The organism is Halomonas sp. YLGW01, from assembly GCF_014840935.1.
GTDB lineage: Bacteria > Pseudomonadota > Gammaproteobacteria > Pseudomonadales > Halomonadaceae > Onishia.
This window is the reverse complement of record NZ_CP062005.1, coordinates 301,886-328,095: the sequence shown is the minus strand read 5'-3', so window position 1 is coordinate 328,095 and position 26,210 is coordinate 301,886. Positions and strand designations below refer to the sequence as shown.

23 protein-coding genes are annotated in these 26,210 nt (G+C 64.5%); 5 read left to right on the top strand and 18 right to left on the bottom strand.

What is annotated here, in order from left to right; genetic code table 11:
* Positions 1-126: 126 nt before the first annotated feature.
* Complete coding sequence (ilvY, locus tag IEJ03_RS01610; RefSeq protein ID WP_192036002.1) at positions 127-1,014, top strand: HTH-type transcriptional activator IlvY; 888 nt, start codon at positions 127-129, stop codon at positions 1,012-1,014.
* Positions 1,015-1,164: 150 nt separating this feature from the next.
* Here the strand turns inward: ilvY and ilvN are convergent, their stop codons facing one another.
* Positions 1,165-1,656 carry an acetolactate synthase small subunit gene (ilvN, locus tag IEJ03_RS01605; RefSeq protein ID WP_092526995.1) on the bottom strand — a complete coding sequence of 164 codons (492 nt, stop codon included), beginning with the start codon at positions 1,654-1,656 and terminating at the stop codon, positions 1,165-1,167.
* Positions 1,656-3,380, bottom strand: a complete 1,725-nt coding sequence (locus IEJ03_RS01600) for an acetolactate synthase 3 large subunit (protein WP_192036001.1) — start codon at positions 3,378-3,380, stop codon at positions 1,656-1,658. The genes ilvN and IEJ03_RS01600 overlap by 1 nt, the downstream gene beginning before the upstream one ends.
* A 639-nt stretch (positions 3,381-4,019) precedes the next feature.
* Between IEJ03_RS01600 and IEJ03_RS01595 the strand changes: the two genes are divergently transcribed.
* Positions 4,020-5,387 carry a sugar porter family MFS transporter gene (locus tag IEJ03_RS01595; RefSeq protein ID WP_192036000.1) on the top strand — a complete coding sequence of 456 codons (1,368 nt, stop codon included), beginning with the start codon at positions 4,020-4,022 and terminating at the stop codon, positions 5,385-5,387.
* A gap of 138 nt (positions 5,388-5,525) precedes the next feature.
* On the opposite strand, the gene clpB is transcribed toward IEJ03_RS01595, so the two are convergent.
* From clpB to rluD, 3 genes are all read right to left on the bottom strand, one after another.
* Complete coding sequence (clpB, locus tag IEJ03_RS01590) at positions 5,526-8,129, bottom strand: ATP-dependent chaperone ClpB (RefSeq protein WP_192035999.1); 2,604 nt, start codon at positions 8,127-8,129, stop codon at positions 5,526-5,528.
* Between the two features lie 178 nt (positions 8,130-8,307).
* Positions 8,308-9,066, bottom strand: a complete 759-nt coding sequence (gene pgeF, locus IEJ03_RS01585; RefSeq protein WP_192035998.1) for a peptidoglycan editing factor PgeF — start codon at positions 9,064-9,066, stop codon at positions 8,308-8,310.
* A gap of 28 nt (positions 9,067-9,094) precedes the next feature.
* On the bottom strand, positions 9,095-10,054 hold the full coding sequence (gene rluD, locus IEJ03_RS01580) for a 23S rRNA pseudouridine(1911/1915/1917) synthase RluD (RefSeq protein ID WP_192035997.1): 960 nt from the start codon (positions 10,052-10,054) through the stop codon (positions 9,095-9,097).
* Positions 10,055-10,202: 148 nt separating this feature from the next.
* Between rluD and IEJ03_RS01575 the strand changes: the two genes are divergently transcribed.
* The gene (locus tag IEJ03_RS01575) at positions 10,203-11,012 is read left to right on the top strand and encodes an outer membrane protein assembly factor BamD (RefSeq protein ID WP_192035996.1); all 810 of its coding nucleotides are present in this window, start codon (positions 10,203-10,205) and stop codon (positions 11,010-11,012) included.
* 187 nt (positions 11,013-11,199) lie between these two features.
* Here IEJ03_RS01575 and IEJ03_RS01570 read toward each other — a convergent pair whose 3' ends face one another.
* A complete protein-coding gene (locus IEJ03_RS01570) occupies positions 11,200-12,831 on the bottom strand; it encodes an NAD+ synthase (protein ID WP_192035995.1) in 1,632 nt (543 codons plus the stop codon).
* A gap of 109 nt (positions 12,832-12,940) precedes the next feature.
* On the opposite strand from IEJ03_RS01570, the gene IEJ03_RS01565 reads away from it, so the two are divergent.
* Positions 12,941-13,204 carry a PP0621 family protein gene (locus tag IEJ03_RS01565; RefSeq protein ID WP_192035994.1) on the top strand — a complete coding sequence of 88 codons (264 nt, stop codon included), beginning with the start codon at positions 12,941-12,943 and terminating at the stop codon, positions 13,202-13,204.
* 109 nt (positions 13,205-13,313) lie between these two features.
* Here the strand turns inward: IEJ03_RS01565 and thiO are convergent, their stop codons facing one another.
* Positions 13,314-14,417, bottom strand: a complete 1,104-nt coding sequence (thiO, locus tag IEJ03_RS01560; RefSeq protein WP_192035993.1) for a glycine oxidase ThiO — start codon at positions 14,415-14,417, stop codon at positions 13,314-13,316.
* Positions 14,418-14,588: 171 nt separating this feature from the next.
* Here thiO and IEJ03_RS01555 point away from each other — a divergent pair, with 171 nt between their 5' ends.
* Positions 14,589-15,119: a GspH/FimT family pseudopilin gene (locus tag IEJ03_RS01555; protein ID WP_192035992.1), complete on the top strand. Its 531-nt coding sequence runs from the start codon at positions 14,589-14,591 to the stop codon at positions 15,117-15,119.
* Positions 15,120-15,241: 122 nt separating this feature from the next.
* On the opposite strand, the gene IEJ03_RS01550 is transcribed toward IEJ03_RS01555, so the two are convergent.
* From IEJ03_RS01550 to ribF, 11 genes are all read right to left on the bottom strand, one after another.
* Positions 15,242-16,420 (bottom strand): hypothetical protein, encoded by a 1,179-nt coding sequence (locus tag IEJ03_RS01550; RefSeq protein ID WP_192035991.1) that lies wholly within the window; start codon positions 16,418-16,420, stop codon positions 15,242-15,244.
* A 313-nt stretch (positions 16,421-16,733) separates the two neighbouring features.
* A complete protein-coding gene (locus IEJ03_RS01545; RefSeq protein WP_192035990.1) occupies positions 16,734-17,972 on the bottom strand; it encodes a pilus assembly PilX N-terminal domain-containing protein in 1,239 nt (412 codons plus the stop codon).
* Between the two features lie 35 nt (positions 17,973-18,007).
* Positions 18,008-18,601, bottom strand: coding sequence for a prepilin-type N-terminal cleavage/methylation domain-containing protein (locus IEJ03_RS01540; protein WP_277950336.1), 594 nt, complete (start codon positions 18,599-18,601; stop codon positions 18,008-18,010).
* An 11-nt stretch (positions 18,602-18,612) separates the two neighbouring features.
* Complete coding sequence (locus tag IEJ03_RS01535; RefSeq protein WP_242458015.1) at positions 18,613-19,062, bottom strand: prepilin-type N-terminal cleavage/methylation domain-containing protein; 450 nt, start codon at positions 19,060-19,062, stop codon at positions 18,613-18,615.
* A 22-nt stretch (positions 19,063-19,084) separates the two neighbouring features.
* Positions 19,085-19,585 (bottom strand): GspH/FimT family pseudopilin, encoded by a 501-nt coding sequence (locus tag IEJ03_RS01530; RefSeq protein WP_192035988.1) that lies wholly within the window; start codon positions 19,583-19,585, stop codon positions 19,085-19,087.
* Positions 19,572-19,976, bottom strand: coding sequence for a type IV pilin protein (locus IEJ03_RS15950; RefSeq protein WP_192035987.1), 405 nt, complete (start codon positions 19,974-19,976; stop codon positions 19,572-19,574). The genes IEJ03_RS01530 and IEJ03_RS15950 overlap by 14 nt, the downstream gene beginning before the upstream one ends.
* 152 nt (positions 19,977-20,128) lie before the next feature.
* On the bottom strand, positions 20,129-21,082 hold the full coding sequence (gene ispH, locus IEJ03_RS01520) for a 4-hydroxy-3-methylbut-2-enyl diphosphate reductase (protein WP_192035986.1): 954 nt from the start codon (positions 21,080-21,082) through the stop codon (positions 20,129-20,131).
* Between the two features lie 80 nt (positions 21,083-21,162).
* Positions 21,163-21,609 carry an FKBP-type peptidyl-prolyl cis-trans isomerase gene (fkpB, locus tag IEJ03_RS01515; protein WP_192035985.1) on the bottom strand — a complete coding sequence of 149 codons (447 nt, stop codon included), beginning with the start codon at positions 21,607-21,609 and terminating at the stop codon, positions 21,163-21,165.
* 11 nt (positions 21,610-21,620) lie between these two features.
* Positions 21,621-22,160 carry a signal peptidase II gene (gene lspA / locus IEJ03_RS01510; RefSeq protein WP_192035984.1) on the bottom strand — a complete coding sequence of 180 codons (540 nt, stop codon included), beginning with the start codon at positions 22,158-22,160 and terminating at the stop codon, positions 21,621-21,623.
* A complete protein-coding gene (gene ileS, locus IEJ03_RS01505) occupies positions 22,153-25,002 on the bottom strand; it encodes an isoleucine--tRNA ligase (protein WP_192035983.1) in 2,850 nt (949 codons plus the stop codon). The genes lspA and ileS overlap by 8 nt, the downstream gene beginning before the upstream one ends.
* A 10-nt stretch (positions 25,003-25,012) precedes the next feature.
* Complete coding sequence (gene ribF / locus IEJ03_RS01500) at positions 25,013-26,146, bottom strand: bifunctional riboflavin kinase/FAD synthetase (RefSeq protein ID WP_192035982.1); 1,134 nt, start codon at positions 26,144-26,146, stop codon at positions 25,013-25,015.
* Between the last annotated feature and the right edge of the window lie 64 nt (positions 26,147-26,210).

Genomic DNA, 26,210 nt, shown 5'->3' with positions numbered 1-26,210 from the left:
GCGACCCGCGCCGTCTATCGCGGCGCTTGTGGTTCGTGGTGCCGATGCAAGGACGATACGACAGACACCTCGTTGCGTAAAACGCTATATTTGCAACATCAGATCCCGAAAAGTGAAATAACGCCCATGGACATGCGTGACCTCCGACACTTCCTGAGCCTGGCCGACACCCTGCATTTCGGCCGTGCCAGCGAGGCCTGCCACGTCAGCCCCTCGACGCTCTCTCGGTCGATCCGCTCCCTCGAGGAGAGCCTGGGCGTGACGCTCTTCGAGCGCGACAACCGCCATGTGGCCCTGACGCATCAGGGGCTGACCTTCCAGGCCTATGCCCGAGATGCCCTGGAGCAGTGGGAACTGGTGCGTCATGCGCTGATGGAAGAGACCGCAGCGCTCGCCGGCGAGATCAGCATCTTCTGCTCGGTCACCGCCAGCTACAGCTTCCTGTATGAGCTACTCAGCGACTTTCGCACCCGCCACCCGCGCATCGAACTCAAGCTGCATACCGGCGACCCGGCTCAGTCCATCTCACGGGTGCTGGCCGGCGAGGAGGACATGGCCATCACGCCGCGACCGCGGCGGCTCCCCGAGGCACTGGCCTTCAAGCCGATGACCACCTCACCGCTGGTCTTCATCGCCCCCCGCGACGGCGCCGACTGGATGCCCGCCCATCCCGAGGTCCCCACCGCCGAGCAGTGGGCCGAAGTGCCGATGATCCTCTCCGAATCGGGCCTGTCCCGGGAATACAGCGACACCTGGTTCAAGGCACTGGGCATCGCGCCACGCATCTATGCTCAGGTGGCCGGCCACGAGGCCATCGTCAGCATGGTAGGGCTCGGCTTCGGCATCGGCGTGGTGCCAAAGATCGTGGTCGACAACAGCCCCCTCGCCGATCGCGTGCAGAGCCTGGCGGTCAAACCCGAACTGCCCCACTACGACGTGGGCCTGTGTGTGGCCCAGCGCCGATTGAAGAGCCCGCTGATCCGCGCCCTGTGGGCCGAGGTCTCAGCGCGCTAATCACAAGAGCGCTCTCCTTTACCCGACGACCTCCTCGCCCTCCCTCGACAAGCTCCCTCGATAAGCACTCTCAATGCCCCCCGCCGGCCAGACACGAAAAAGCCGCTCCGAAGAGCGGCTTTCAGGACCGGCTATCGAACCATCACGCCGTCAGAGGCTCAGCACCTTGTCGCCCCGCGCGATGCCCGAGACGCCGGTACGCGCCACCTCGAGGATGCCCACCGGGGCCATGGCCTGGAGGAAGGCATCCAGCTTGCTGGCATCGCCGGTGATCTGCACCGTATAGAGGTTCGGCGTCACGTCGACCACCTGGGCACGGAAGATATCGGCGGTGCGCTTGACCTCGTCACGGGCCGCGCCGAGCGCCTTGACCTTGACCAGCATCAGCTCGCGCTCGATGTGCTGCCCCTCGGTCAGGTCGACCAGCTTGACCACATCGATCAGCTTGTTGAGGTGCTTGGTGATCTGCTCGATCACCCGATCGTCACCGACGGTGGTGACGGTCAGGCGCGACAGCGTCGGGTCTTCGGTCGGCGCCACGTTGAGCGACTCGATGTTGTAGTTGCGCTGCGAGAACAGCCCCACCACACGAGACAAGGCGCCGGGTTCGTTTTCCATCAGGATCGAGATGATATGGCGCATCAGGTCCGCTCCGTCTTCGAAAGCAGCATGTCACGCATGGAGCCCAGGGGCACCTGCATCGGATAAACGTGCTCGCGCGGGTCGACGTAGACGTCGAGGAACACCAGCTCGTTCTTGTCGGCGAAGGCCCGCTCGAGCGCGGGTTCGAGATCCTCGTGACGTTCCACCTTGAGGGCGGTGAAGCCATACGACTCGATCAGCATCTGAAAGTCCGGCAGCGACTCCATGTAGGAGTGGGCGTGACGGGACTTGTAGTTCAAATCCTGCCACTGGCGCACCATGCCCAGCGAGCCGTTGTTCAGGTTGATGATCTTCACTCCCACCCCGTACTGCTTACAGGTGGAGAGCTCCTGCATCATCATCTGGAAGCTGCCCTCGCCGGTGATGCAGACCACATCATCGTCCGGGTAGCTCTTCTTGACGCCCATGGCCGCCGGGAAGCCGAAGCCCATGGTGCCGAGCCCGCCGGAGGTGATGAAGCGGTTTGGCTTGTCGAACTTGTAGTACTGGGCCGCGAACATCTGGTGCTGGCCAACGTCGGTGGTGACGAAGGCCTCGCCGCGGGTCACCCGGCAGACCGCCTCGATCACTTCCTGGGGCTTGAGCGGCTCGCCTTCATGGGACGGCTCGTAGAGCCTGCCGACACGCTCCTCGCGCCAGCCATCGAGCTTCTTCCACCACTCGGCGAGTGCCTCGGGCTGGCTGATGTCCTTGCCCTGCACCAGGCTGATCATCTCGTTGATGACGCTGGCCGCGGGCCCGACGATGGGCACGTCGGCCCGCACGGTCTTGGACACCGAGCTTGGGTCGATGTCGACGTGGATGATCTTGGCCGTGGGACAGAACTTGGAGGTGTTGTTGGTCACCCTGTCGTCGAAGCGCGCGCCGATGGCGATCACCAGGTCGGCGTGGTGCATGGCCATGTTCGACTCATAGGAGCCGTGCATGCCCAGCCAGCCCAGGCACTGATGGTCGCTCTGCGGGTAGGCGCCGATACCCATCAGGGTGGTGGTGATCGGGAAGCCCAGGTGCTTGACCAGATCGGTCAGGCCTTCGCTTGCATTGCCGGTGACCACGCCGCCGCCGGTGTAGAACACCGGGCGCTTGGCCTTGAGCATCAGCTCCACGGCCTTCTTGATCTGGCCGGTATGGCCGCGATTGACCGGATTGTAGGAGCGCAGCTTGACCTTCTTCGGATAGACGTACTCGTAGCGCTCGGTGGGGGCGGTCATGTCCTTGGGGATGTCCACCACCACCGGGCCGGGACGGCCGGTCGCCGCCAGGTAGTAGGCCTTCTTCAGCACCTCGGGGATCTCCGAGGGATGCCTGATCGAGAAGCTATGCTTCACTACCGGGCGGGTCACGCCGATGATGTCGGTTTCCTGGAAGGCATCGTCACCGATCAAGTGACTCATCACCTGACCGCACAGCACCACCAGCGGAATCGAGTCCATGTAGGCGGTGGCAATGCCGGTCACGGCGTTGGTCGCGCCGGGCCCCGAGGTGACCAGTACGGTACCGGGCTTGCCGGAGGCCCGGGCATAGCCGTCCGCGGCGTGCGTCGCGGCCTGTTCGTGGCGTACCAGGATGTGTTTGACCTTATCCTGACGGAACAGGGCGTCATAGATATGCAACGCCGCTCCGCCGGGATAGCCATAGATATATTCGACGCCCTCGTCCTGAAGGAAGCGGGCGATCATGTCGGCGCCGGAAAGCAGTTCCACTGTGTTTCTCCCCTGGAGGTCTCGAGTGCCTTGCCGTGCCCAAAGGGTCACGCAAGTCGAGTGCGGCGGTATGCCGCGGCCGGTCGATGCCGGCACCTGATGCCAAACCCTGGCGTCATTAGGCCCGGATGGGGCCTGCACTCACATCACGGCAGTTCGCCGTGTCGGGGCGTCGGCCGAGCCAGGCGGGTAGCCGTGCCCGGAAAATCCTTCGGCGGGTAGAGGTCCTGAGACCTACCCTTCGCGCGGCGGTCGGGGATCGCCCGGATTCGTCCGCGCCCGCAATCAGGAACCGTCAAGAGTCCAATAGCCCCCCGGTGGTGTCAACCGTGAAACCGCGATCACGCGACGCGCCGACGCGAACACGCCGTTTCGACCGTCTGAGGGATGTCGTGAGGGCCCTGTGGGTGCGGGCATCATGGTACCGACGCCGCGACTCCTAGACCAATGTCTAAGACACCCCGGGTGGCAGAAAGGGCGGCCAATTGCTGTAATGGCGAACTGCTGACACGATTCACCCATCTATAACACTAACCACCAGCGCCTTTCGCCGCGCTTTTTTTTGGCCCTCAAGTGAATCGATTCACCTGGGGAATTCAAGAAGCGGAGACGAAAGGCGACCCTGCAAGGAGAACCCGCATGTCTCGCATCGTCCAATGGTCGATCACGGTGGCCCTCGCCGGCTTCCTGTTCGGCTTCGATACCGCCGTCATCTCCGGCGCCGACAAGCCCATTCAGACCCTCTGGGGGCTCAGCGACCTGCAGCACGGCCTGCTAATCATGTCGATGGCGCTGTGGGGCACGGTGATCGGCGCCATCGGCGGCAACTGGCCCACCGACCAGCTGGGCCGTCGCGCCACCCTGGTACTGATCGGTATCCTCTACCTGGGTTCCGCCGTCGGCTCGGCGCTGGCCACCGACCCCTACTGGTTCTCCTTCTTCCGCCTGATCGGCGGCATCGGCGTGGGGATCTCCTCGGTCGCCGCCCCCACCTACATCTCCGAGATTGCGCCGGCCAAGCATCGCGGCGCCCTGGTCGGCCTGTACCAGTTCAACATCGTGTTCGGCATCCTGATGGCCTTCGTGTCCAACTTCGTGCTGGGCTCGCTGCTCGGCGAGGACGCCTGGCGCTGGATGCTGGGCATCGAGGCCGTGCCGGCGCTCCTGTACACCCTGATGATCTGTCGGGTGCCGAAGAGCCCGCGCTGGCTGATCCTCAAGCGCAACGACGTTGAGGGCGCCAGCGAGGTGCTGAGGAAGATCGACCCCGCCGCCGACGTGGATCGCGAGATCGCCGCGATCCGCGCCGCTGAGACCAGCGAGCAGAACGCGCATGCCCCCTTCTTCTCGGGGCGCTACCGCCTGCCGATCCTGCTGGCCTTCCTGATCGCCTTCTTCAACCAGCTCTCGGGCATCAACTTCATCATCTACTACGCGCCGCGGGTGCTCGAGGCCGCCGAGCTCGGCAGCAGCGTCGCCCTGCTCTCCTCTGCCGGCATCGGCCTGGTCAACCTGATCTTCACTATGGCCGGCATGGCCCTGATCGACCGCCTGGGTCGTCGTACCCTGCTGTACATCGGCTCGGTGGGCTACCTGGTCTCGCTGGTGCTGATCTCGCGGGCCTTCTTCCTCGGCGAGCTCGGCGGACTCGAGGTGCCGCTGCTGCTGGGGCTGTTCATCGCGTCCCATGCGATCAGTCAGGGGGCGATCATCTGGGTGTTCATCGCCGAGGTCTTCCCCAACCATGTGCGTGCCCGCGGCCAGTCCTTCGGCAGCTCGGTGCACTGGATCTGCGCGGCCCTGATCACCCTGGTGATGCCCTGGGTGCTGGGCACCTTCAACGGCGGCCCGGTGTTCGCCTTCTTCGCCGTGATGATGGCGCTGCAGGTGCTGTTCGTGAAGTTCCTGATGCCCGAGACCAAGGGGGTGTCACTGGAGGCCCTGCAGGAGCGCCTGGTCCGCGAGCCGACGCCGAAGGCACGCCCCGCCTCCGCCGGCACCCGCTGATCGCGCCCCGCGCACTCGCCTGACACACAGGCGCCTACGCTCGAGCGCCGAAAGACAAAAGGCCCGCCTCCTGAGAGGCGGGCCTTCTTGATGCGCCGACCCCTATACCAGCCGGCATGCCTGGCGCGGGGGCGAGCGTTACTCCTTGCTGAACACCAGCGTCCCGTCTTCGCTTGCGACCTTGATGGTATCGCCCGGGGCGAACTTGCCGGCCAGCAAATCCTGCGCCAGCGGGTTCTCGAGCCGGCTCTGGATCGCCCGCTTGAGGGGCCGGGCGCCGAACACCGGATCGAAGCCCACCACCGCGAGCTGCGCCAGAGCCTCGTCGCTGACCTCGAGCGTGAGCTCGTGCTCGGCGAGCCGCACCCGCAGCCGGTCGAGCTGAATGCCGGCGATGGCCTGGATCTGCTCCTGGCCGAGGGCGTGGAAGACCACCACCTCGTCGATGCGGTTGATCAGCTCGGGACGGAAGTGATCACCGACCACCGCCATCACCATCTCCTTCATCTGCGCGTAGTCCTTCTCGCTATCACCGCTGTCCTGACCGCCCATGCGCTGGATGATGTCCGAGCCCATGTTGGAGGTCATCACGATCACCGTGTTGCGAAAGTCCACGGTGCGCCCCTGGCCATCGGTGAGACGACCATCCTCGAGCACCTGCAAGAGGATGTTGAAGACATCGGCATGGGCCTTCTCGACCTCGTCGAGCAGCAGCACCGAGTAGGGCTTGCGGCGCACCGCCTCGGTCAGGTAGCCGCCCTCCTCGTAGCCGACGTAGCCCGGAGGCGCCCCGATCAGCCGAGCCACGGAGTGCTTCTCCATGAACTCGGACATGTCGATGCGCACCATCGCCTCCTCGGTGTCGAAGAGGAAATGGGCCAGCGACTTGCACAGCTCGGTCTTGCCCACCCCGGTCGGGCCGAGGAACAGGAAGGAGCCGTTGGGACGGTTGGGATCGGCGAGCCCGGCCCGGGAGCGGCGCACCGCATTGGCCACCGCGGTGACCGCCTCGTCCTGACCGATCACCCGCTCGTGCAGCGCCTCTTCCATGCGCAGCAGCTTGTCGCGCTCGCCCTCGAGCATCTTGGACACCGGGATGCCGGTCCAGCGCGATACCACCTCGGCGACCTCCTCCTCGGTGACGTTGGAGCGCAGCAGGGTGTGCTTCGAGGTATCCGTCGTCTCGCTTTCCTCGCTCTCGGCGATCTTGCGCTCGAGCTCGGGGATCACCCCGTACTGCAGCTCGGACATCCGCCCCAGGTCACCCTGGCGCTTGGCGGCATCGAGCTCGATGCGCACCTTGTCGAGTTCGGCCTTGTACTGAGCGGCTCCCTCGATGCTGGCCTTCTCGGCCTTCCACACCTCGTCGAGATCGGCGTACTCCCGGGACAGCTCGTCGATCTGCGCCTCGAGGCTCTCCAGGCGCTTCTGGGAGGCCTCGTCGGTCTCCTTCTTGAGCTGCTCGCGCTCCATCTTGAGCTGGATCAGGCGCCGGTCGAGACGATCCATCTCCTCGGGCTTGGAGTCGAGCTCCATGCGGATCCGCGAGGAGGCCTCGTCGATCAAATCGATGGCCTTGTCGGGCAGCTGGCGGTCGGTGATGTAGCGGGCCGACAGCTTGGCCGCGGCGATGATCGCCGAGTCGGTGATATTGAGGCGGTGATGGACCTCGTAGCGCTCCTTGAGGCCGCGCAGGATGGCGATGGTGTCCTCCTCGGAGGGCTCGTCGACCAGCACCTTCTGGAAGCGCCGCTCCAGCGCCGCATCCTTCTCGATGTACTTGCGGTATTCATCGAGGGTGGTGGCGCCCACGCAGTGCAGCTCGCCGCGAGCCAGCGCCGGTTTCAGCATGTTGCCGGCATCCATGGCGCCCTCGGCCTTGCCGGCGCCGACCATGGTGTGCAGCTCGTCGATGAACAGGATCACCCGACCCTCTTCCTGAGCCAGCTCGTTGAGCACCGCCTTGAGGCGCTCCTCGAACTCGCCGCGAAACTTGGCCCCGGCCAGCAGCGCGCCCATGTCCAGCGACAGCACGCGCTTGTCCTTGAGCCCCTCCGGCACCTCGCCATCGATGATGCGATTGGCCAGGCCCTCGACGATGGCGGTCTTGCCGACGCCAGGCTCGCCGATCAGCACCGGGTTGTTCTTGGTACGCCGCTGCAGCACCTGAATGGTGCGACGGATCTCGTCGTCGCGGCCGATCACCGGGTCGAGCTTGCCCTCGGCGGCCCGGGCGGTGAGATCCAGGGTGTACTTGGCCAGCGCCTCGCGGGACTCCTCGGCGTTGGGGTCGTCGACCTTCTGGCCGCCGCGCAGGCTCTCGATGGCCGCGGCCACCGACTTCTGATTGAGCCCCGCCTGGGTCAGCACCTTGGTGACCGCATGGTTCATGGCAAGCGCCGCCAGCAGCACCAATTCGCTTGCGATGAACTGATCGCCACGCTTCTGAGCCTCCCGGTCGGCGAGATTCATCAGGCGCACGAAGTCCCGGGACGGCTGCACCTCACCGTCGAACTGGCCGACCTCGGGCAGGGTATCCAGGTAACTGGCCAGACCGCTGCGCAGGGCCGCGGCATCGCCGCCAGCCTTGCCGACCAGCCCCTTCAGGCCGCCGTCGCGCTCCTCGAGCAGCGCCATCAACAGGTGGCCGGGGTCGAGCTGGTTGTGCCCACGCCCCACCGCCAGGGACTGGGCATCGGCCACCGCGGTCTGCAACTTGCCGGTGAATTTATCGAATCGCATCGCATGTCCTCCATGAGGGCGGCGGCGCGATCGGACGCACCGCCTGCCTGTGTCGTGTCTTGACAGTATCAATGGAGGTATGGTGGCCCGCTTTCAAGGCGCCGGCCTTGAAAGCGACACGGGGGTTGATCGAAATCAACGAAATGCCGGGGAAAAGCCCGATTCGAGCGGCTTTCCGTCAGCGCAGCCAGATCACGCTGGCCATGCGGCCGGTGACACCGTCATCGCGGCGGTGGGAATAGAAGCGCGGCTCGCAGGCGGTGCAGAAGTGTCCGCCGCTGATGTGGGCAACGCCCAGGCGTTCGAGGCGCAGGCGCGCCAGGCGGTAGAGGTCGGCCATGTAGTGACCGAGGCGATAGGGGCTCGGTTCGAAGGCACTCTCGGCCTCGGGCTGCACGGCGACGAAGGCGTCGTGGACCTCGGGGCCGACCTCGAACTGGGCGTTGGAGATCGCCGGCCCCAGCCAGGCCATCAGCTCGCCGGGGTCGGTGGCGAGGGCCGCCACCGTGGCCTCGAGCACGCCGCCGGCGAGCCCCCGCCAGCCGGCATGAGCGATGCCGACCCGGGTGCCCAGCCTGTCGCAGAAGAACACCGGCAGGCAGTCGGCGGTCTGCACCACGCAGGCATGGCCGGCATCGAAGGCCACCGCGGCATCGGCCTGGGGCGCTCCCGGGGCATAGACCTGCTGGACGTTGGCGCCATGCACCTGGTCGAGCCACAGAAGCGGGCGGTCGCTGCCCACCTCGGCCTGCAGCAGCTCGCGACAGCGCGCCACCTGGGCGGGGTCGTCGCCGACATGCTCGGCGGTATTGAAGGCCGCAAAGGGCCCCTCGCTGGGGCCGGACTCGCGGGTGGTGACCAGGGCCCGCACCGTGCTCGGGGCCGGCCAGTCGGGCAGCACCAGGGTCGGGTGCGGGGTCGTCACGGGGGCCGTCATCGGTGGATTCCTCAGCGAGGCCAGGGCCTCATCGCATGGTTTCGTGATCATCGCGCAGGTAATCGAGCAGCATCAGCATATCGTCCGGCAGCGCGGCACGAAACTCGAGGCGCTGGCCGCTCTCCGGGTGCACGAAGGCCAGCTTGCGGGCATGCAAGGCCTGGCGCGGGAAGCCGCGCAGCAGGTCCTTGAGATCCTCGTCGGCCCCGGGGGGCAGCTTGAGGCGGCCACCGTAGAGGCTGTCGCCGATCAGCGGGAACCGCTGGTGCGCCATGTGCACACGAATCTGGTGAGTCCGGCCGGTCTCGAGCTTGCAGCGCACGTGGGTGTGGTTGCGGAAACGCTCGGTGACCCGGTAGTGGGTGATCGCCGGCTTACCGGAGGCGGTGACCGCCTGGCGCTTGCGATCCTTGGGATGGCGACCGATCGGTGCCTCGATGCGCCCGCCGGAGGTCACGACCCCGGTGACCACGGCGTCGTACTCCCGCGAGACGCTGCGCGCCTGGAGCTGCTCGACCAGCGCGGTCTGGGCGGCCAGGGTCTTGGCCACCACCATCAGGCCGGTGGTGTCCTTGTCGAGGCGGTGCACGATGCCGGCCCGGGGCACACTGGCGAGATCCGGGCAGTGGTGCAGCACCGCATTGAGCAGGGTGCCGTCCGGGTTGCCGGCGGCCGGGTGCACCACCAGGCCCGCGGGCTTGTTGATCACCAGCACCGCGGCGTCCTCGAAGACGATGTCCAGGTCGATAGCCTGGGGCTCGAAGCGCAGCTCGTCTTCGATCACCGCGGAGAGCGCCAGCTGCTCACCGCCGTAGATCTTATCCTTGGGCTTGGCACGGGCGCCGTCGAGGGTCAGGTCGCCCGATTTTATCCAGCCCTTGAGGCGCTCACGGGAGAAATCGGCGAAGACCTCGGCCGCCGCCTGATCGAGGCGCTGGCCGGCCATGGCCTCGGGAATGCGGGCGTCGCGATGTACGGTTTCTGACATGGGGGCTTTGTGCCTTTGACGTGGCACTCGCGATGGACCCGGGCCTGGCGCTTTGCGGCCTGCCCTGAGTGGTTTATCGTGAGTGCTTTATGATGAGCCGCCAGTGATTCTACCACGGCCATCCGGGTTGTTTGAGACGAGGACCATGATGCGCGTTTTCCCCCGTGGCACACGGCTGGGCGCCTACGCCCTGACGGCCGCCCTGCTCGCCGGTTGCGCCGGCAACGACACCGTTCCCGACGAGATCGCGGAACAGGAGCTCTACCGGCAGGCGATGACGGCGCTGGAGGCGCAGAACTACACCAACGCCGTGAGCCGGCTCGAGGCGCTTGACGCCCGCTACCCCTTCGGCGAGCACGCCGAGCAGGCGCAGCTGGAGCTGATCTACGCCTATTACCAGACCGACAACTGGGAATCGGCGCGAGCCGCGGCCAGCCGCTTCATCCGCCTGCAGCCAGACCATCCCCAGGTCGACTACGCCTACTACATGCGCGGTCTGGCCGCCTATCAGGCGGGCCGCTTCAGCCTCGAGGGGCTCAAGCTGATCGATATCTCCAAGCGCGACCTGGGCGCCACCCGCGACTCCTACGGCGACTTTCGCGATCTCATCGAGCGCTTCCCGGACAGCGAATATGCCCCGGACGCCCAGCAGCGCCTGACCTACCTGCGCAACCTGCTGGCCCGCCATGAGCTGCAGGTCGCCGACTTCTACCTGCGCAAGGGCGCCTACCTGGCCGCGGTCAAGCGCGGGCGCTGGGTGATCTCGCACTACCCCGAGGCGCCGGCCAACCAGGATGCCCTGGCGGTGATGGTCGAGGGCTACCTGGGCCTGGGCATGCCCGACCGGGCGCGCGAGGTGCTCGCCACCCTGATCGAGAATGCCCCGGATCATGCGCGCCTCGCCGGCCGCACCTTCGAGGCCGAGCATAGCGACGCCACCCTGCGCCTGAACCGCTGATTTTCGCCCGCGCTACGAGTACGAGCACCGCACACACCGAAAAGCATCTGAGCAAGACACGAAGACGCCCCGCCGGCCGAGCCGACGGGGCGTTTTTCTCAAGGACGTCATCAGGGCAACATCCGACGCTGACGGGGCGGGCTCGGTGGGCTATCGCCGATGACCCGCCGAGCGATGTGTCGGCGATCTATTCGCCGGGCTGCCAGCCATTGACGATCGGGTAGCGGCGGTCACGACCGAAGCCCCGCGGGGTGACGCGCACGCCCACCGGCGCCTGACGGCGCTTGTACTCACAGCGGTCGACCAGCTTGACCACCTGATAGACGGCCTCCCGGGCGAAGCCGGCCTCGATGATCGCCTCGGCGCTCATGTCGCCCTCGATGTAGCGGGCCAGGATGGCGTCCAGGGTGTCGTAATCCGGCAGCGAGTCGCTGTCCTGCTGATCCGGCGCCAGCTCGGCGGACGGCGGCCGCTCGATGACCCGCTCGGGGATCGCCGGCTCCTGATCGTTGCGCCAGCGCGCCAGGCGGTAGACCCAGGTCTTGTAGACATCCTTCAGGGCGTTGTAGCCGCCGACCATGTCGCCGTAGAGGGTGGCGTACCCGACCGCCATCTCGCTCTTGTTGCCGGTGGTCAGCACCATCAGGCCCTTCTTGTTGGAGATCGCCATCAGCAGCACGCCGCGACAACGGGACTGCAGATTCTCCTCGGTGGTGTCGCGCTCGGTACCGGCAAAGCTCTCGGCCAGGGTGTCCATGAAGCTCTCGACCATCGGCGCGATGGGCATCACCTCATAACCGACACCGAGCAGCTTGGCCTGTTCGGCGGCGTCCGCCTTGGAGATATCCGCGGTGTAGTGATACGGCATCATCACCGCATGCACCCGCTCCGGGCCCAGGGCATCCACCGCAATCGCAAGAGTCAGCGCCGAGTCGATGCCGCCGGACAGGCCGATCACCACGCCCTTGAAGCCGCTCTTGTTGACGTAGTCGCGCACCCCGGTGACCAGCGCGCAATAGAGGCTCTCCTCGGGCTCGGGCAGCGGCTCGCACTCGCCGGCCTGGGGCACCCAGCCTTCCGGCTCGCGCAGGAACTGCACCGGCATCAGCCCGACCTGCCAATGAGGCGCCTGGACCTGCAGCTGGCCCTTGGCATCGACGCAGGCCGAGCCGCCGTCGAACACCAGCTCGTCCTGGCCGCCGACCTGGTTCACATAGACCAGCGGGCGCTGCGCCTCGGCGGCACGCTCGCGCAACAGCTCAAGTCGCTCGGCGGGCTTGTCCTGGTGATAGGGGGAGGCATTGAGGGTGATCAGGATCTCCGCGCCCGCCTCGCAGGTCCGGCGCACCGGCTCGGGCTTCCAGACATCCTCGCAGATCAGGATGCCGAGCTTGGCGCCCTGGTGCTCGATCACCAGCGGCTCGGTGCCCGGTGTGAAGTAACGCTGCTCGTCGAACACCAGGTAGTTGGGCAGGGCCTGCTTGGCGTACTCGTCGAGCCATTCGCCGTTGTAGAGCAGGCCCGCCAGGTTATAGGTGTGGCCCTCGCGGCGACCGGGGTAGCCAATGATCACCAGCACGTCGCGGGCGACCTTGGCCGCCATGCGCGCGCGGGCCTCGCGCAGCCGCGTCTCCATGGAGGGGCGCAGCAACAGGTCCTCCGGCGGGTAGCCGGTCAGGAACAGTTCGGGGAATACCACGATATCCGCGCCGTGCTCGATGCGCGCCTCGCGCACCGCCTCGATGGCACGCTCGGCGTTGCCGGGAATATCGCCGACCAGAGGGTCGAATTGGGCCATCACCAGCGTCAGGTCTTGCATGGTCGGGGAAATCTCTCGAAACTCTCGGATACCCGCATTGTCCCGCATGGCCGCCCGAGTAGCAAAGCGCAAGGCCCCTCATACTGCCCGACCAGGGAGTCACAAAAGGATGAACCTGTTGATCATTCGCCTGATCATTTTCGCCGTGCTGTTCTGGGCCGGCCTCAAGCTCTACCGCATGTACCGCGACTGGAAGCTGGAACGCGAGGAATGGCCACAGAAGGAGGCCCGCCAGGAGGGCGGCCATATGGTGCGCTGCGACTATTGCCAGGTGCACCTGCCGGAGGATGAAGCCCTTCGCGAGCAGGGCCACTGGTTCTGTGGGTCGCCCCATCGCGACAAGTACCTGGCCGAACAGCGCCCTTCCGACTGAGGGCGTCTTGCCCTCTCACGCCCTGTCACGCCCTGTCACGCCCAGCCGGCGACCGGTCTACGCTCTGACTAGTCCCTGACTAGTAGTCCCTGACTAGTAGCCCCCAAGGCTAGTCATCGCCGAGGCGCCCTTCCAGCCGATAGGCGGCCGGGTCGAGGATCGGCTCGCGCCCCAGCAGCTCATCGACCAGCAGCCGCGTCGAGGCCGGCGCCAGCACCAGGCCGTTGCGGTAGTGGCCGGCATTGACCCAGAGGTTCGCAACGCCCGGCACCGCGCCGATGAACGGAATGCCCTGCGGCGAGCCGGGGCGCAGTCCCGCCCAGTGATGCTCGACCTCGCAGTCGCCCAGCGCCGGCACGATGCGGGTGGCGCTCTGCCATAGCGATTCCCGCGCCTCGCCGCTGAGCGCCTTATCAAAGCCCGCCTCCTCGAGGGTCGAACCCGCCAGCACCCGGCCATCGCCGCGGGGAATCACATAGCGCCCGTCCATCAGCACCACCCGCTGCACCAGCCCCAGCGGCGCCTTGAAGAGGATCATCTGCCCCTTCACCGGGCGCACAGGCAGGCGCACTTCGACGCTCTCCAGCAGCTGCGCCGCCCAGGCACCACCGCAGACGACCACCCGCTGCGCCGCCACCAGGCCCTCTCGCGTCTGGGCACCGATCACCGCACCGCGTGCATCACGCTCAAGACCGACCACCGCTTCATGTTCGCGCAGCGTCACCCTCGGCATCGCCGCCAGGCGCGCCCGCAGGGCTCGGCCCAGGCGCGGGTTGCGAATGCTGCCCAGGGTGGGCATCCATAGCGCCTGCTCGCAGCCGGGCGCGGCCGCAGGCTCCTTGGCATAGATCACCTCGGGGCCCACCCGTTCCAGCGGCTTGCCGACCTCCCGGGCCCACTCCAGGGCGCGAGCCTCGTCCTCGACCCGCAGGTACAGGAGCCCCTTCTGGCGATACTCCGGGTCGATCCCGGTCTCCTCCAAGAGGCGCAGGCTGAGCTCCGGGTAGAAGCCCTCGGACCAGCGCGACAGGCGCGACACCGGCGTGCCGTAACGCCAGGGGTAGAGCGGCGAGACGATGCCGCCCCCCGCCCAGGAGGCCTCGCGGCCGCACTCGCCCCGCTCGATCAGGGTCACCGACTGGCCCGCATCGGCCAGCTGCAGCGCCGTCATCATGCCGATGACGCCACCGCCGATAATCAGGAAATCGCTCACAGTAGAATCCGCTCTGGCTTACATAGGCCTTGGCTAGAGTAAAGGAAAGCCTGACGGGGTAAAGGACTGCCCCCAAGACAGGTGCGAGCACCGGCGCGAGGACAGACGCAAGCAGAGGCGACAGGACGCCGCGGCACGTCGCCCCCTCCAGGGAAGGAGCGAGAGATGCGCATGAGAAAAGAAACGGAGGGTAGCCACCGCAAGGACGGCTTCACCCTGATCGAACTGCTGGTGACGATCGCCGTAATCGTGATCATGGCCACCATCGCCGTGCCCGGCTTTCAGGCCTTCAGCGCGCGCAACGAGGTGGCCGCCGAGGTGATGCGGATCAAGGCGGCACTGGCGATGGCCCGCAATACCGCGATTACCCGGCGGACGACGATTTCGGTGTGTGCAAGCCCGAACCCGCCGGACGCAGACTGCACTCTGGATGACTGGAGTCACGACTGGGTGATCGTGGAGGGACGAGCCACCGGCGGCGACTTGAGCGGGGATACCGTGTTGCGGGTGCTGCCCTCACCCGGCGATGCCGACATCGACTTCAGCCGCAGTGATCGGCCCGTGCGCTACGGCGCCATGGGGCGCGCCAGTGGGCATAATGGGACCTTCGCGATCTGCAGCGGGCATGACAATGGGGCCGAAGTGATCATCAGCAATGCCGGTAGGGTCAGAACACTTTCCGAGCTGCCAGACTGCGGGTAATGGCAATCCGCATACTTGTCACCCGCATGAGAAACGAAAGCTCACCCAACTACGCTCAGCTGCCACTACACAGGTCTATCGATACAAATCTATCGATACAAGACCATGCGAAAAATATCCCATCACTGCCAGCTAATAACCTCTGGCACATTAGCAGGATCACCATTCACGTGTTCAACAGCCTCAGAGCTATACAAAATCGTCGGATTGCCTGTGCCAATGAATGAGTAATTTTCACCTAGCACGGCACCTACAATGGCTGGCGTCCCTGTCGAAGCGATGTAACCTTCCTTCATGATTACAAGCCCCGTGAACTGATCACTCCCTCCCAGGCTGAGCGTCCCACCATTAATGACGACAATACCGCTTGCAGAGCCGGGGCTGACTATCTGGCCTGGACCAGCATAAAAAACCCCGTCAGAGTCGGGCGCCTTGAGTACAGCTTGGTCAACCTCTTTCCGAATAACGCCCTTGATCGCCGCCCATCCATCTTCACTTATGTCGTAATCTGAAGAACCCAACGACTCCTTGAATGCATTGTATTGATCTTTCGTATATATCTCGTCGCCTGAGACTCCACCGCCTGTTGACGAACCGGAAGCAGTAGAATTTCTATCCGCCATAATAACAGCCGGGACCATGATTTCATCACCATCGCTGTCAAGCACTGGATCAGGTCGATTTGCACCTGTTGTTTTCCCTTCCATCTCGCGATCGGTTCCATCGATAGCCGGCCCAGATTTACCGTCACCGGGAAAAAAGTCACACCCCCTCCCCAGGCAACTCACTGTCGCCTCAGGAAAGAACCCGAAGAAATCGCCAGTCAATTTGACAAAGACCGGATCGCTTTCGGCTAGAACCGATTTCTCCCCATTACCCACGTCTTGGGTTAATGAGCCCATCGCAACAATATAGTCGCCCTCCAAGAGCCCACTTCCAAAGGGTTTTTCAGGCAGCTCCATGTAACAGGCCAAATCGCTGCCTGTAGATAGGCATGATTCAGATGGAACATCCTTCGAGTCGGCAAGACCATTCAAGCTGGACCAGCGAAGGCCGCTGTCACCCCAACCATAGTTACTCACAACATTCTGTGGAATCTTGTATCTCGGAGCAGAGGCAAGAGCAGTCAGCATGGCAGAGGCTGCCTGCTCTGCATTCATCTGGGCCTGAGCAGCCGCCTTATAATTCCCCGCCAGGCGCTCGTCGATCATGGACGACTGCATGCTGGTCACCCCCAGCATAAGCGAGACCGTCATCACGGACAGCACGACAAGCAGCGCGGCGCCCTCTTGTTGCTTCATGCTGCTAGTAACCGGTCGCGTTTTCACGGGGTGTCAGGCCTCCATCGTTTCAGTTTCCGCGTGCAGACAAATTCACATGGATTGCTTATGACCCGGCAAGGCTGCACCGCACGGCCAAGGGATCATACGAAATTTCACCGTTGACGACACCCGCCACCGCCTCGCCCCACCCTACATCGGCCGCGGGAAGCGCTCGCTCCTGCCCTTCCAGGGAGAACCTGACGGTGTAAACCTACCAGCCCCACGGCGTCGGCGCGCCTCTTCTTGCCGTCATGGCTCCATGGCCGCTCGTGGCTCTCCGAGGGCACCAAGGCTATCGTGCACCCCACCCGCCAATCGTGTAGAGGGAAGACTTTGAGCCGCCCTTAAGGTAGTCAAGGTAACCATTCTCGCCCACCCCGATCGACTCGAATGCCTGCTTGACGGACGTCTCGTTGAAGAATACCGAGCCACTGGAGCCACCGCCATTGATCATCAGGTTGACGTTCTGTGAGCGCTTGGAGAAGTCAAAAACCGTACTGCTGTCTACTGTCTTTGTATGCGGATTCGCCGCGAGCACCAAACCTTCCACCAAGGCGGTACCCCCAAGTGTCAGGTCGCTCCCCAAGAAGACGAGCACGCCACAGAACTTCTTGTCGCCGGAAAAATTAAAACTATCGACGACCGCAAACTTAGAATAACTAATGGCCTCTTCACCTGCACCGGTAGAGCATGCATCACCCTTTTTTATAAAATCAGAATCCGAAAGGGTGGTTACCACATTTTCTGAATCCATTGCCACCTGGTAAAGCTCGCCGATAAACGCCATGGAGTCCAGACCCGCCTGCCCGAGGTTGCCCCCGTAATCGTATCCGTCAGGAAATGTGTCCTCTGGGTCCATATTCTTGATAGTGGATAAATTAATCTCCACGCCCTCATAGTACATGGAGCTCAAGCTTCCAGTGCCCGATTCTGCGTCACCGAAGTCACCACCCGCCACCTTGGCATTTGAAGAGGTAGGGTACCAGGGCTCCGGCTCCTTTCCTTTATCATCAAGGATATCGCCATTAATGTTTTTAACTCCTCCATACACACTCAAGGCAGCTGAAACGCCTCCGTAGGAAGAAACAAGATCCACGATAACTGGCTCGCTGACGGCGATCACCCTGTCGCCCTCCACCACTGCCCCCATCGCGGCGACATACTTCTCGCCCCCCATATCCATAAAAAAGCGATAGTAGCATTCGACCTGTGCGTCACACGCACCACCATGGCTCGAATTAACCGCCGGAAGGGCCTCCCCCTTACCCTCTGTGAACTCAACCCAGTCTATCGAGTGGAGGTTCATAATGTTATAGCTATCGAAAACAACAGAATTAGCGATATTATTGACATATTGCACCCCATCCGCTGCGGCCTTTTCCGCCCCCATATAGGCCTGAATCGAGGCCTTGTAGTTCCCCGCCATGCGCTCATCGACCAAGGAGGATTGAATGCTGGAAAGCCCCAGCATTAGCGCCATCACCAGCATCACCAGTATGACCGTCAGTGCGCTTCCGTTCTGCTGTTTCATGGTCTTACTCCAACAAGGCAACCACACCCAGCACCTTATTTGGCCAGGGCGGCCACTCGATTCACGGCATGGAACGTCATTCCCTCTGAGGCGAGGTCGCAGTCCGTATCACCCGTCTCGGCAATCAGGCAAATGGTCAAGGTGTAGATGCCATCAGCCTTTTGAGACACATCCACTTCGAAACCTTGGCCATTCGGTGCAAACCCGGTCACCAGAGGCTCTGTTGTAGCAGACGCACTGCCGCACTGCTGATCCAGCATCAGCGACCATCCTTCCAATGAGCTCACGGCAGCACCATCTGATACATAGTAGTGACGTTTAACGCTCTTACCGGGACTACAGCCATCCGCATTGGAGACGGACAGGAATTCCAGGCTCAGGGTGTGTGGATCAGCACTCTCGTCCCAGCTGATCGTGCTGTTGTCGGCACGGCGGATATCCCGCACCACCATCTCGGCGGAAAAGGTCAGCGCGGCCTGCTTGTTGCCCAACAGCTCGACCTGACGGAAATTCTGCACCCCCACCAGAAACAATTGCCCGGCGCCCAGCACAATGATCAGGCCGATCACCATGGCGATCATCAGCTCAACTAAGGAGAAGCCTGACTGCCTGCGACTAGAGCTACGCATAAACTCTCTTCTCAATTCAGATTCGGTAAACGGAAACTGTATGTGAAGTTGCCATCACCTTCCGCGCGGCTCTCTTCCCACTTGACGACAGCTTCATACTCACAGTCATCGAGAGCTTTCCAGACGCTACCAGCATCGCGAAGAACCACGCCTGTCCCTGTCAGCCAATCAGCCTTCCACGCGCTCTGTATACTGGATAAGGCACCCGCATCCTCTGAGTCCTGACCGGGACAATACCGCTTATCACTTTCGGCCATGTATTTCCATGCCCGCTCTTGGGCATCCACCGCAGCAAGCGTGGCCACAGAACGCTGATATCCGATATGAGCGCTCTGCAGTGACTTGAGCTGCATCCCGGCCACCCCCAGCAGGCCGATGGACAGCACCAGCAGCGCGATCAACGCCTCAACCAAGGTGAAGCCTTTCATATGACAAGAACCACTCGATGAAATCCGTGGCAATTATGAGCCTCCTTTTTTCGAGCTAGGGTGGCGTACCAAGCCGAGCAGTTGCCCCATAGCGGCTGATCCTGATGCCGTACTCGTCTTTCAACAAGTAGATGTGGCAGGGAGGAGTACAGTCCCCGCCCTTGACCCGCCCCAGCGAGTTGAAGGTAATGCTGGTAGGAGGAGTATCGCTAGAATCCAACCAATCAAGATCCAGCGATATCTTGCCACTACCGGAGGCCTGGCGAATCACCTCGCCAACGCCATCCTGTACCTGCCATTGCCATCCGGTGCCTGCATCGCTATCGCCTGCCTCGGTGACCACATAGCTCACCGCTTCACGCCGCTTGATCGCCTCGCTCCTGGCCAGATTCAGGCCAATCAGCACGCTGTTGAACTCCGTCGCGAAGCGCTGGCGATTGATCATGTCGACGAAACTGGGCACCGCGACGGTGGCCAGGATGATCGCCACCGCCATGGTGATCAGCAGTTCGATCAGCGTAAAGCCCGTCGAACCGCCCCGTTTACCAGCAAGCATCTGGCGTCCTGATGCCCTGGTGTGTGACTCGAATGGGATCACAATCGGTATCACTGGCCTGAGCCTGCTTAGGGTCCGCCGAGAGGGTGAAGGCCGATGCCGTCAGGGTCGGCGCGGCAATGTCGTAGAAGCGCTCATCCGACTCGAGGTCGGTGAAATCAACACAATCGTCCTCGTCGGCATTTCGATAACGGTAGTCGCCCGTCACCGTGTAGCAACGCTCAAGTTGGCCGGCCACCTCCATCAAGGTGGCCTTGGCGTCCGTGCGCCGGGCTTCCTGTATGTAGTTCGTGTAACTCGGGTAGGCGATGGAGGCGAGAATGGCGATCACCGCCACGGCGATCATCAGCTCGATCAGCGTGAAGCCTGAGGCGTACTTGGCTCTGGTCATTCGTCTCACTTGCAACTCTCTCCTACCAAATCATCATGGTTGTGATACCAGTATGGTTCAGGATAGTCGGCTTCTTCACAACCGTGCATAAAAAACCGGGCCCTTGGCCCGGTTCGTGTTGGTCGCGCACGGCTCGGCGCTTCAGGCTGGGATTAGTCGCTGACGATCACCTGCTCGCGCAGCTCCTTCGGCATCGAGAAGGTGATGGTCTCCTCGCGGCCGGCGAGCTCTTGCGGGACATCGGCGCCCAGCGCCTGCAGCCGCTCGATCACGCCCTTGACCAGCACCTCGGGGGCGCTGGCGCCGGCGGTGATGCCGATCTGCTCGACGCCCTCGAGCCAGCCGGCCTCGATCTGCTCGGCGTCGTCGATCAGGTAGGCCGGGGTGCCGACCCGCTCGGAGAGCTCGCGCAGGCGATTGGAGTTGGAGCTGTTGGGGCTGCCCACCACCAGCACCAGCTGGCTCCCGGCGGCGAGTTCTCGCACGGCGTCCTGGCGGTTCTGGGTGGCGTAGCAGATGTCGTCCTTGCGCGGCCCCTGGATCTCGGGGAATTTGGCGCGCAGCGCATCGATCACCCGGGCGGTGTCATCCATCGAGAGTGTCGTCTGGGTGACGAAGGCCAGGCGGCTCGAGTCCTTGACCTCGAGGCTCGCCACGTCGGCCTCGTCCTCCACCAGAAAGATGGCGCCACCGTAGCTCGTATCGTAGCGCCCCATGGTGCCTTCCACCTCGGGGTGCCCCTCATGGCCGATCAGGATGCACTCCTGGCCGCGGCGCGCGTAACGCAGCACCTCCATGTGCACCTTGGTGACCAGCGGGCAGGTGGCGTCGAAGATGCGCAGGCCGCGCCGTTCGGCCTCTTCCTGCACCGCGCGGGAGACGCCGTGGGCGGAGAAGATCACGATCACGTCGTCGGGCACCTCGTGAAGCTCCTCGACGAAGACCGCCCCGCGCTCACGCAGGGTGTCGACCACGAAGCGGTTGTGGACCACCTCGTGACGCACGTAGATGGGCGCGCCGAAGACATCGAGGGCACGATTGACGATCTCGATGGCGCGGTCGACGCCGGCGCAGAAGCCGCGCGGATTGGCCAACTGGATATGCATGCTTGCCTTGCCTTGATGCCCGCGGGCATCGCTTGCGGGAAGAAGCGGCCCGGCCACCGTGCGGCGGCCGGGTGATGCGTTCAGTGAGTGGTGGCGGGCGCCACCTTGATCACCTCGACCTCGAAGGTCAGGGTGCGCCCGGCCAGCGGGTGGTTGAAGTCCACCTTGACCTGCTCGCCGTCGATCTCGGCGATCACGCCGGGCAGCTCGCCGCCGGCAGCGTCGGCGAAGGACATCACCATGCCCACCTCCGGCACTTCGCCCTCGAAGTCGTCGCGCTTCATCAGCTGCACGTTCTGCGGGTTGTGCTGGCCGAAGGCATGCTCCGGGGTGATCTCGTAGCTACCGGTGTCGCCGTCGGTGAGGCCGGACAGCGGCGCCTCGAAGCCCGGCGGCAGGTTGCCATCGCCGACCTGAAAGGTCGCCGGTGCCTTGTCGCGGGTGGAATCCACCACCGTGCCGTCCTCGAGCTTGAGGGTGAAGTGCAGGGTCACTTCCATGCCCTCGTCGATGCGATAGTCGCTCATGGTTGGCTCCGTCAGGAACTGGCTCGCCCACGGCGGGCGTCGCGCAGGGATTCGATGATCAGGCCGATGGCGCCCAGGGTGATGGCGACATCGGCCAGGTTGAAGGCCGGGAAGTAGGCCTGGCCCCAGTGGAACGACAGGAAGTCGACCACGTAGCCATGCACCAGCCGGTCATAGAGGTTGCCAAGCGCCCCGCCGATGATCAGCGCAAGCGCAGCGGCCAAGAGCGTCTCGCCGGCGCGCAGCCGGCGCAGCCAGACGGTGAGGCCGATACTGGCACTGATGGCAATGACGGCGAACAGCCAGCGCTGCCAGCCGGCGTGCTCGGCCAGGAAGCTGAAGGCGGCGCCGGTGTTGTGCAGAAGCGTCAGGTCGAAGACCGGCAACACCTCCACCGGCCGCGCGTAGGCCAACATGGCCGTGGCCAGCGCCTTGCTGCCGAGATCACAGACGATCACCGCAAGCGACAACCACAGCCAGCGCAGCGGCCGCGTCATCGGCGGCGCGCTGGGCTGATCGGCCTTGGCGGTTGCGTGCTTACTCTCAGGCATATTGACGCGTCTCGCCGGGGCCGTCCGGCAAGTTGGTGATGCAGCGCCCGCAAAGGTCCGGGTGCTCGGCGTGGCTGCCCACGTCCTCGCGGTGGTGCCAGCAGCGCTCGCACTTGGTGTGTGCGCTTTCCGCCACGGCGACCCTGAGACCCTCGAGCTCGGTGGCCTCGGCGTCGGCGCCTTCCGGCGTTTTACTCTCGGACAACGGCGCCAGGCGCACGTCGCTGGTCAGCAGCACGAAGCGCAGTTCGTCGCCGAGCTTGGCAAGCGTCGCCTCGAGTGCGTCATCGACGTAGAGGGTCACCTCGGCGGCCAGGCCGTTCTTGATCTGCTTGGCGTTGCGGGCGTCTTCCAGGCACTTGTTGACCGCCTGCTTGACCTCGAGCACCCGGGACCAGAACTCGCGGCCCAGCGGCGCGTCCTCGGCGAGCGTCGAGAGCCCCTCGAAGTAGGTCTCGAGCAGCACGCTGTCGGCTCGCTTGCCAGGAATGTTCTCGTAGATCTCCTCGGCGGTGAACGAGAGGATCGGCGCGACCCAGCGTGCCAGCGCCTCAACCACCCGGTAGAGAGCGGTCTGGGCACTGCGCCGAGCCAGCGAATCGCGCTGGGTGGTGTACTGGCGATCCTTGATCACGTCCAGATAGAAGCCACCGAGCTCCAGCGAGCAGAAGGAGTGCACCTGCTGGTAGACGTCGAGGAAGCGATACTCGTCATAGGCGGTCTCGATGCGTGCCTGCAGCTGGGCGGCCCGGTCGACGACCCACTGATCCAGCGCCAGCATGTCCTCGAAGGCCACGGCATCCCGCTCGGGCTCGAAGCCGTTGAGGTTGGCGAGCAGGAAGCGCGAGGTGTTGCGGATACGCCGGTAGACGTCGGCGGTGCGCTTCAGGATCTCGTCGGACACCGCCATCTCGCCGGAATAGTCGGTGGAGGCGACCCACAGGCGCAGGATGTCGGCGCCGAGCTTGTCCATGACCTCCTGGGGCGCCACCACATTGCCCATCGACTTGGACATCTTGCGGCCCTGCGCATCGACGGTGAAGCCGTGGGTCAGCAGGCCCCGGTACGGCGGGTGGCCGTCGATGGCGCAGCCGGTCAGCAGCGAGGAGTGGAACCAGCCGCGGTGCTGATCCGACCCCTCGAGGTAGAGATCCGCCCGCGGGCCCTCGGCGTGGCCCAGCTGGTGGGAGTCGCGCAGCACGTGCCAGTGGGTGGTGCCGGAATCGAACCACACGTCCAGGGTGTCGGTGACCTTCTCGTAGTCGGCCGCCTCATCGCCGAGCAGGTCGGTCGGGACCAGGTTGAACCAGGCATCGATGCCCTCGGCCTCGACGCGCTTGGCGACCTCTTCCATCAGCTCGACGGTGCGCGGGTGCAGCTCGCCGGTCTGCTTGTGCAGGAAGAACGGGATCGGCACCCCCCAGTTGCGCTGGCGGGAGATGCACCAGTCCGGGCGGTTGGCAATCATCGAGTGCAGGCGCGCCTTGCCCCAGGCCGGCACGAACTGGGTCTGCTCGATGCCCTCGAGGGCCGCCTCGCGCAGGGTGCGGCCGTCGCGGGCGGTGACATCCATGCCGACGAACCACTGCGCCGTGGCGCGGTAGATGATCGGCGTCTTGTGGCGCCAGCAGTGCATGTAGCTGTGGGTGATGGTCTTGTGAGCCATCAGCGCGCCGGCCTCATCCAGGGCGGCGACGATCTTCGGATTGGCCTTCCAGATCATCATGCCGCCGAACAGCGGCAGGTCGTCGACATAGACGCCATCGCCCTGCACCGGGCTGATGAAGTCATCGAACTCCAGGCCGTAGGCGCGACAGGTGTTGAAGTCATCGACACCGTGAGTCGGCGAGGAGTGCACGATGCCGGTGCTGCCCTCGTCGCAGGTGACGTAGTCGGCCAGGTGCACCGTCGAGGCACGCTCGTAGAGCGGATGACGGAACTCGATCAGGTCCAGCGCCTCGCCGCGGGTGGTGGCGACGACCTCGCCGGACAGCCCGAAGCGCGCAAGGCAGCTCTCGACCAGGTCCTCGGCCAGCAGCAGCAGGCGATCGCCCACGTCGACCAGCGCGTAGTTGAACTCCGGATGGACGTTGAGCGCCTGGTTGGCGGGGATGGTCCAGGGCGTAGTGGTCCAGATCACCACCGCGGCGGGCTTGGCAAGCGCGTCGAGGCCGAAGGCCGCGGCCAGCTTGGCGTCGTCGCCACTCGGGAAGGCCACGTCGATGGCCTCGGACTTCTTGTCGGCGTACTCCACCTCGGCCTCGGCCAGCGCCGAGCCGCAGTCGAAGCACCAGTTGACCGGCTTCAGGCCCTTGAAGACGTAACCGCCCTTGACCATCTCGGCCAGGGCGCGGATCTCGCCGGCCTCGTTGACGAAGTCCATGGTGCGGTAGGGGTTGTCCCAGTCGCCGATCACGCCCAGACGCACGAAGTCGGCAAGCTGGCCCTGGATCTGCTCGCCGGCATACTCGCGGCAAAGCTCGCGAGCCCGCTGCGGCTCCAGGCGCTTGCCGTGGGTGGTCTCGACCTTGTGCTCGATGGGCAGGCCGTGGCAGTCCCAGCCGGGCACGTAGGGGGCATCGAAGCCGGCCAGACTCTTCGACTTGACGATGATGTCCTTGAGGATCTTGTTGACGGCGTGGCCGATGTGAATGCTGCCGTTGGCGTAGGGAGGGCCATCGTGAAGCACGAAGCTCTCACGGCCCTTTCGTGCCTCGCGCAGGCGCTGGTAGAGATCCATGTCCTGCCAGCGTGCCACCCGAGCGGGCTCCCGCTTGGGCAGCATGCCGCGCATCGGGAAGTCGGTCTCGGGCAGATTCAGTGTGTGCTTGTAATCGCTCATAGCCTTGGGGTCAGCCGTCATCTTGGTCGGTGGGGGCCGGGCCCACCGAGGAGTCAGAAGTCGCGGCTTCGCGCGCCAGAGGCGCCGATGCCAGAGGAAGTGCCGTAAGAGGTAGCGTATAGAATGCCGCAGCAGGAGCCGTTGAACATGCGGGGGCATCCGCGGGGCCGGCGATGCCCTGACGGGCCTCGCTGTCATCCGGTGTCGCGGTCGAGCCATGGCGTGCGAAATAGTCCCGCGCCCGGGCCTGATCGACCTGGATCTGCCGCTTCAGGGGCTCCAGCCCATCGAAGGTGATCTCGCCGCGCAACCGGGCGCAGGGATAGACCCGCAGCCGCTGGCCGTAGAGATCCTCGTTCACATCGAACAGATGCACCTCGAGTACCGGCCGGGTGCTGCCCACCGTGGGCCGCCAGCCGATATTGGCCACCCCGGGCAGGCAACGGCCATCGGGGAGCTCGGTGACCACCGCATAGACGCCGCGCAACGCCAAGGGCTGCGGCAGCAGCGGCACATTGGCGGTGGGGGTGCCGATGGTGCGGCCGAGCTGGCGATCGACGATCACTCGCCCGGCCAGCCGATAGGGCCGCCCCAGCATGCGGGCGGCCTGGGCGAAGTTACCGCTCGCCAGCAGGGTGCGTACCCGGCTGCTGGAGACCCGCTCGTCATCGAGCTGGAAGGTGCGGGTGTGCTCGACGCCAAAGCCGCACTCCTCGCCTAGCTGGGCCAGCAGCGAGAAGTCGCCATCGCGCTCGCGGCCGAAGCGGAAGTCATCGCCCACTACCAGGTGGCGCACCCCCAGGCCCGCGACCAGGATGCGCTCGATGAACTGTCGCGCGGTCAGGCTGCGCAGCGCCTCGTTGAATGGCAGGCACAGCACCTGGTCGGCGCCGCACTCGGCGAGCAGCCGGGCCTTGTCGCGCAGGCGAGTGAGCCGCGGCGGGGCCTGGTCACCGGCGAAGTACTCCCGCGGCTGAGGCTCGAAGACCACCACCGTGACCGGTAACCCCAGCTTGGCGGCGCGCTCGCGCAACTGATCGAGGATCGCCTGATGGCCGCGATGGACCCCATCGAAGTTGCCGATGGTGGCCACGCAGCCCTCTGGTGCCTCGGGCAGGTTGTGTAGTCCTCGAATCACTCGCATGCGTGTCTCGCGCGCCAAGTAAAGGGATCGATTATAACGGCCCGGCCGTCCGGCGCCTATCCAT

Bases quoted from the DNA above. Each gene is read 5' to 3' on its own strand.
- ilvY (WP_192036002.1), top strand. From the start codon at position 127: ATGGACATGCGTGACCTCCGACACTTCCTGAGCCTGGCCGACACCCTG.
- ilvN (WP_092526995.1), bottom strand. From the start codon at position 1,656: ATGCGCCATATCATCTCGATCCTGATGGAAAACGAACCCGGCGCCTTG.
- IEJ03_RS01595 (WP_192036000.1), top strand. From the start codon at position 4,020: ATGTCTCGCATCGTCCAATGGTCGATCACGGTGGCCCTCGCCGGCTTC.
- clpB (WP_192035999.1), bottom strand. From the start codon at position 8,129: ATGCGATTCGATAAATTCACCGGCAAGTTGCAGACCGCGGTGGCCGAT.
- pgeF (WP_192035998.1), bottom strand. From the start codon at position 9,066: ATGACGGCCCCCGTGACGACCCCGCACCCGACCCTGGTGCTGCCCGAC.
- rluD (WP_192035997.1), bottom strand. From the start codon at position 10,054: ATGTCAGAAACCGTACATCGCGACGCCCGCATTCCCGAGGCCATGGCC.
- IEJ03_RS01575 (WP_192035996.1), top strand. From the start codon at position 10,203: ATGCGCGTTTTCCCCCGTGGCACACGGCTGGGCGCCTACGCCCTGACG.
- IEJ03_RS01570 (WP_192035995.1), bottom strand. From the start codon at position 12,831: ATGCAAGACCTGACGCTGGTGATGGCCCAATTCGACCCTCTGGTCGGC.
- IEJ03_RS01565 (WP_192035994.1), top strand. From the start codon at position 12,941: ATGAACCTGTTGATCATTCGCCTGATCATTTTCGCCGTGCTGTTCTGG.
- IEJ03_RS01555 (WP_192035992.1), top strand. From the start codon at position 14,589: ATGAGAAAAGAAACGGAGGGTAGCCACCGCAAGGACGGCTTCACCCTG.
- IEJ03_RS01550 (WP_192035991.1), bottom strand. From the start codon at position 16,420: ATGAAGCAACAAGAGGGCGCCGCGCTGCTTGTCGTGCTGTCCGTGATG.
- IEJ03_RS01545 (WP_192035990.1), bottom strand. From the start codon at position 17,972: ATGAAACAGCAGAACGGAAGCGCACTGACGGTCATACTGGTGATGCTG.
- IEJ03_RS01540 (WP_277950336.1), bottom strand. From the start codon at position 18,601: ATGCGTAGCTCTAGTCGCAGGCAGTCAGGCTTCTCCTTAGTTGAGCTG.
- IEJ03_RS01530 (WP_192035988.1), bottom strand. From the start codon at position 19,585: ATGCTTGCTGGTAAACGGGGCGGTTCGACGGGCTTTACGCTGATCGAA.
- IEJ03_RS15950 (WP_192035987.1), bottom strand. From the start codon at position 19,976: ATGACCAGAGCCAAGTACGCCTCAGGCTTCACGCTGATCGAGCTGATG.
- ispH (WP_192035986.1), bottom strand. From the start codon at position 21,082: ATGCATATCCAGTTGGCCAATCCGCGCGGCTTCTGCGCCGGCGTCGAC.
- fkpB (WP_192035985.1), bottom strand. From the start codon at position 21,609: ATGAGCGACTATCGCATCGACGAGGGCATGGAAGTGACCCTGCACTTC.
- lspA (WP_192035984.1), bottom strand. From the start codon at position 22,160: ATGCCTGAGAGTAAGCACGCAACCGCCAAGGCCGATCAGCCCAGCGCG.
- ileS (WP_192035983.1), bottom strand. From the start codon at position 25,002: ATGAGCGATTACAAGCACACACTGAATCTGCCCGAGACCGACTTCCCG.
- ribF (WP_192035982.1), bottom strand. From the start codon at position 26,146: ATGCGAGTGATTCGAGGACTACACAACCTGCCCGAGGCACCAGAGGGC.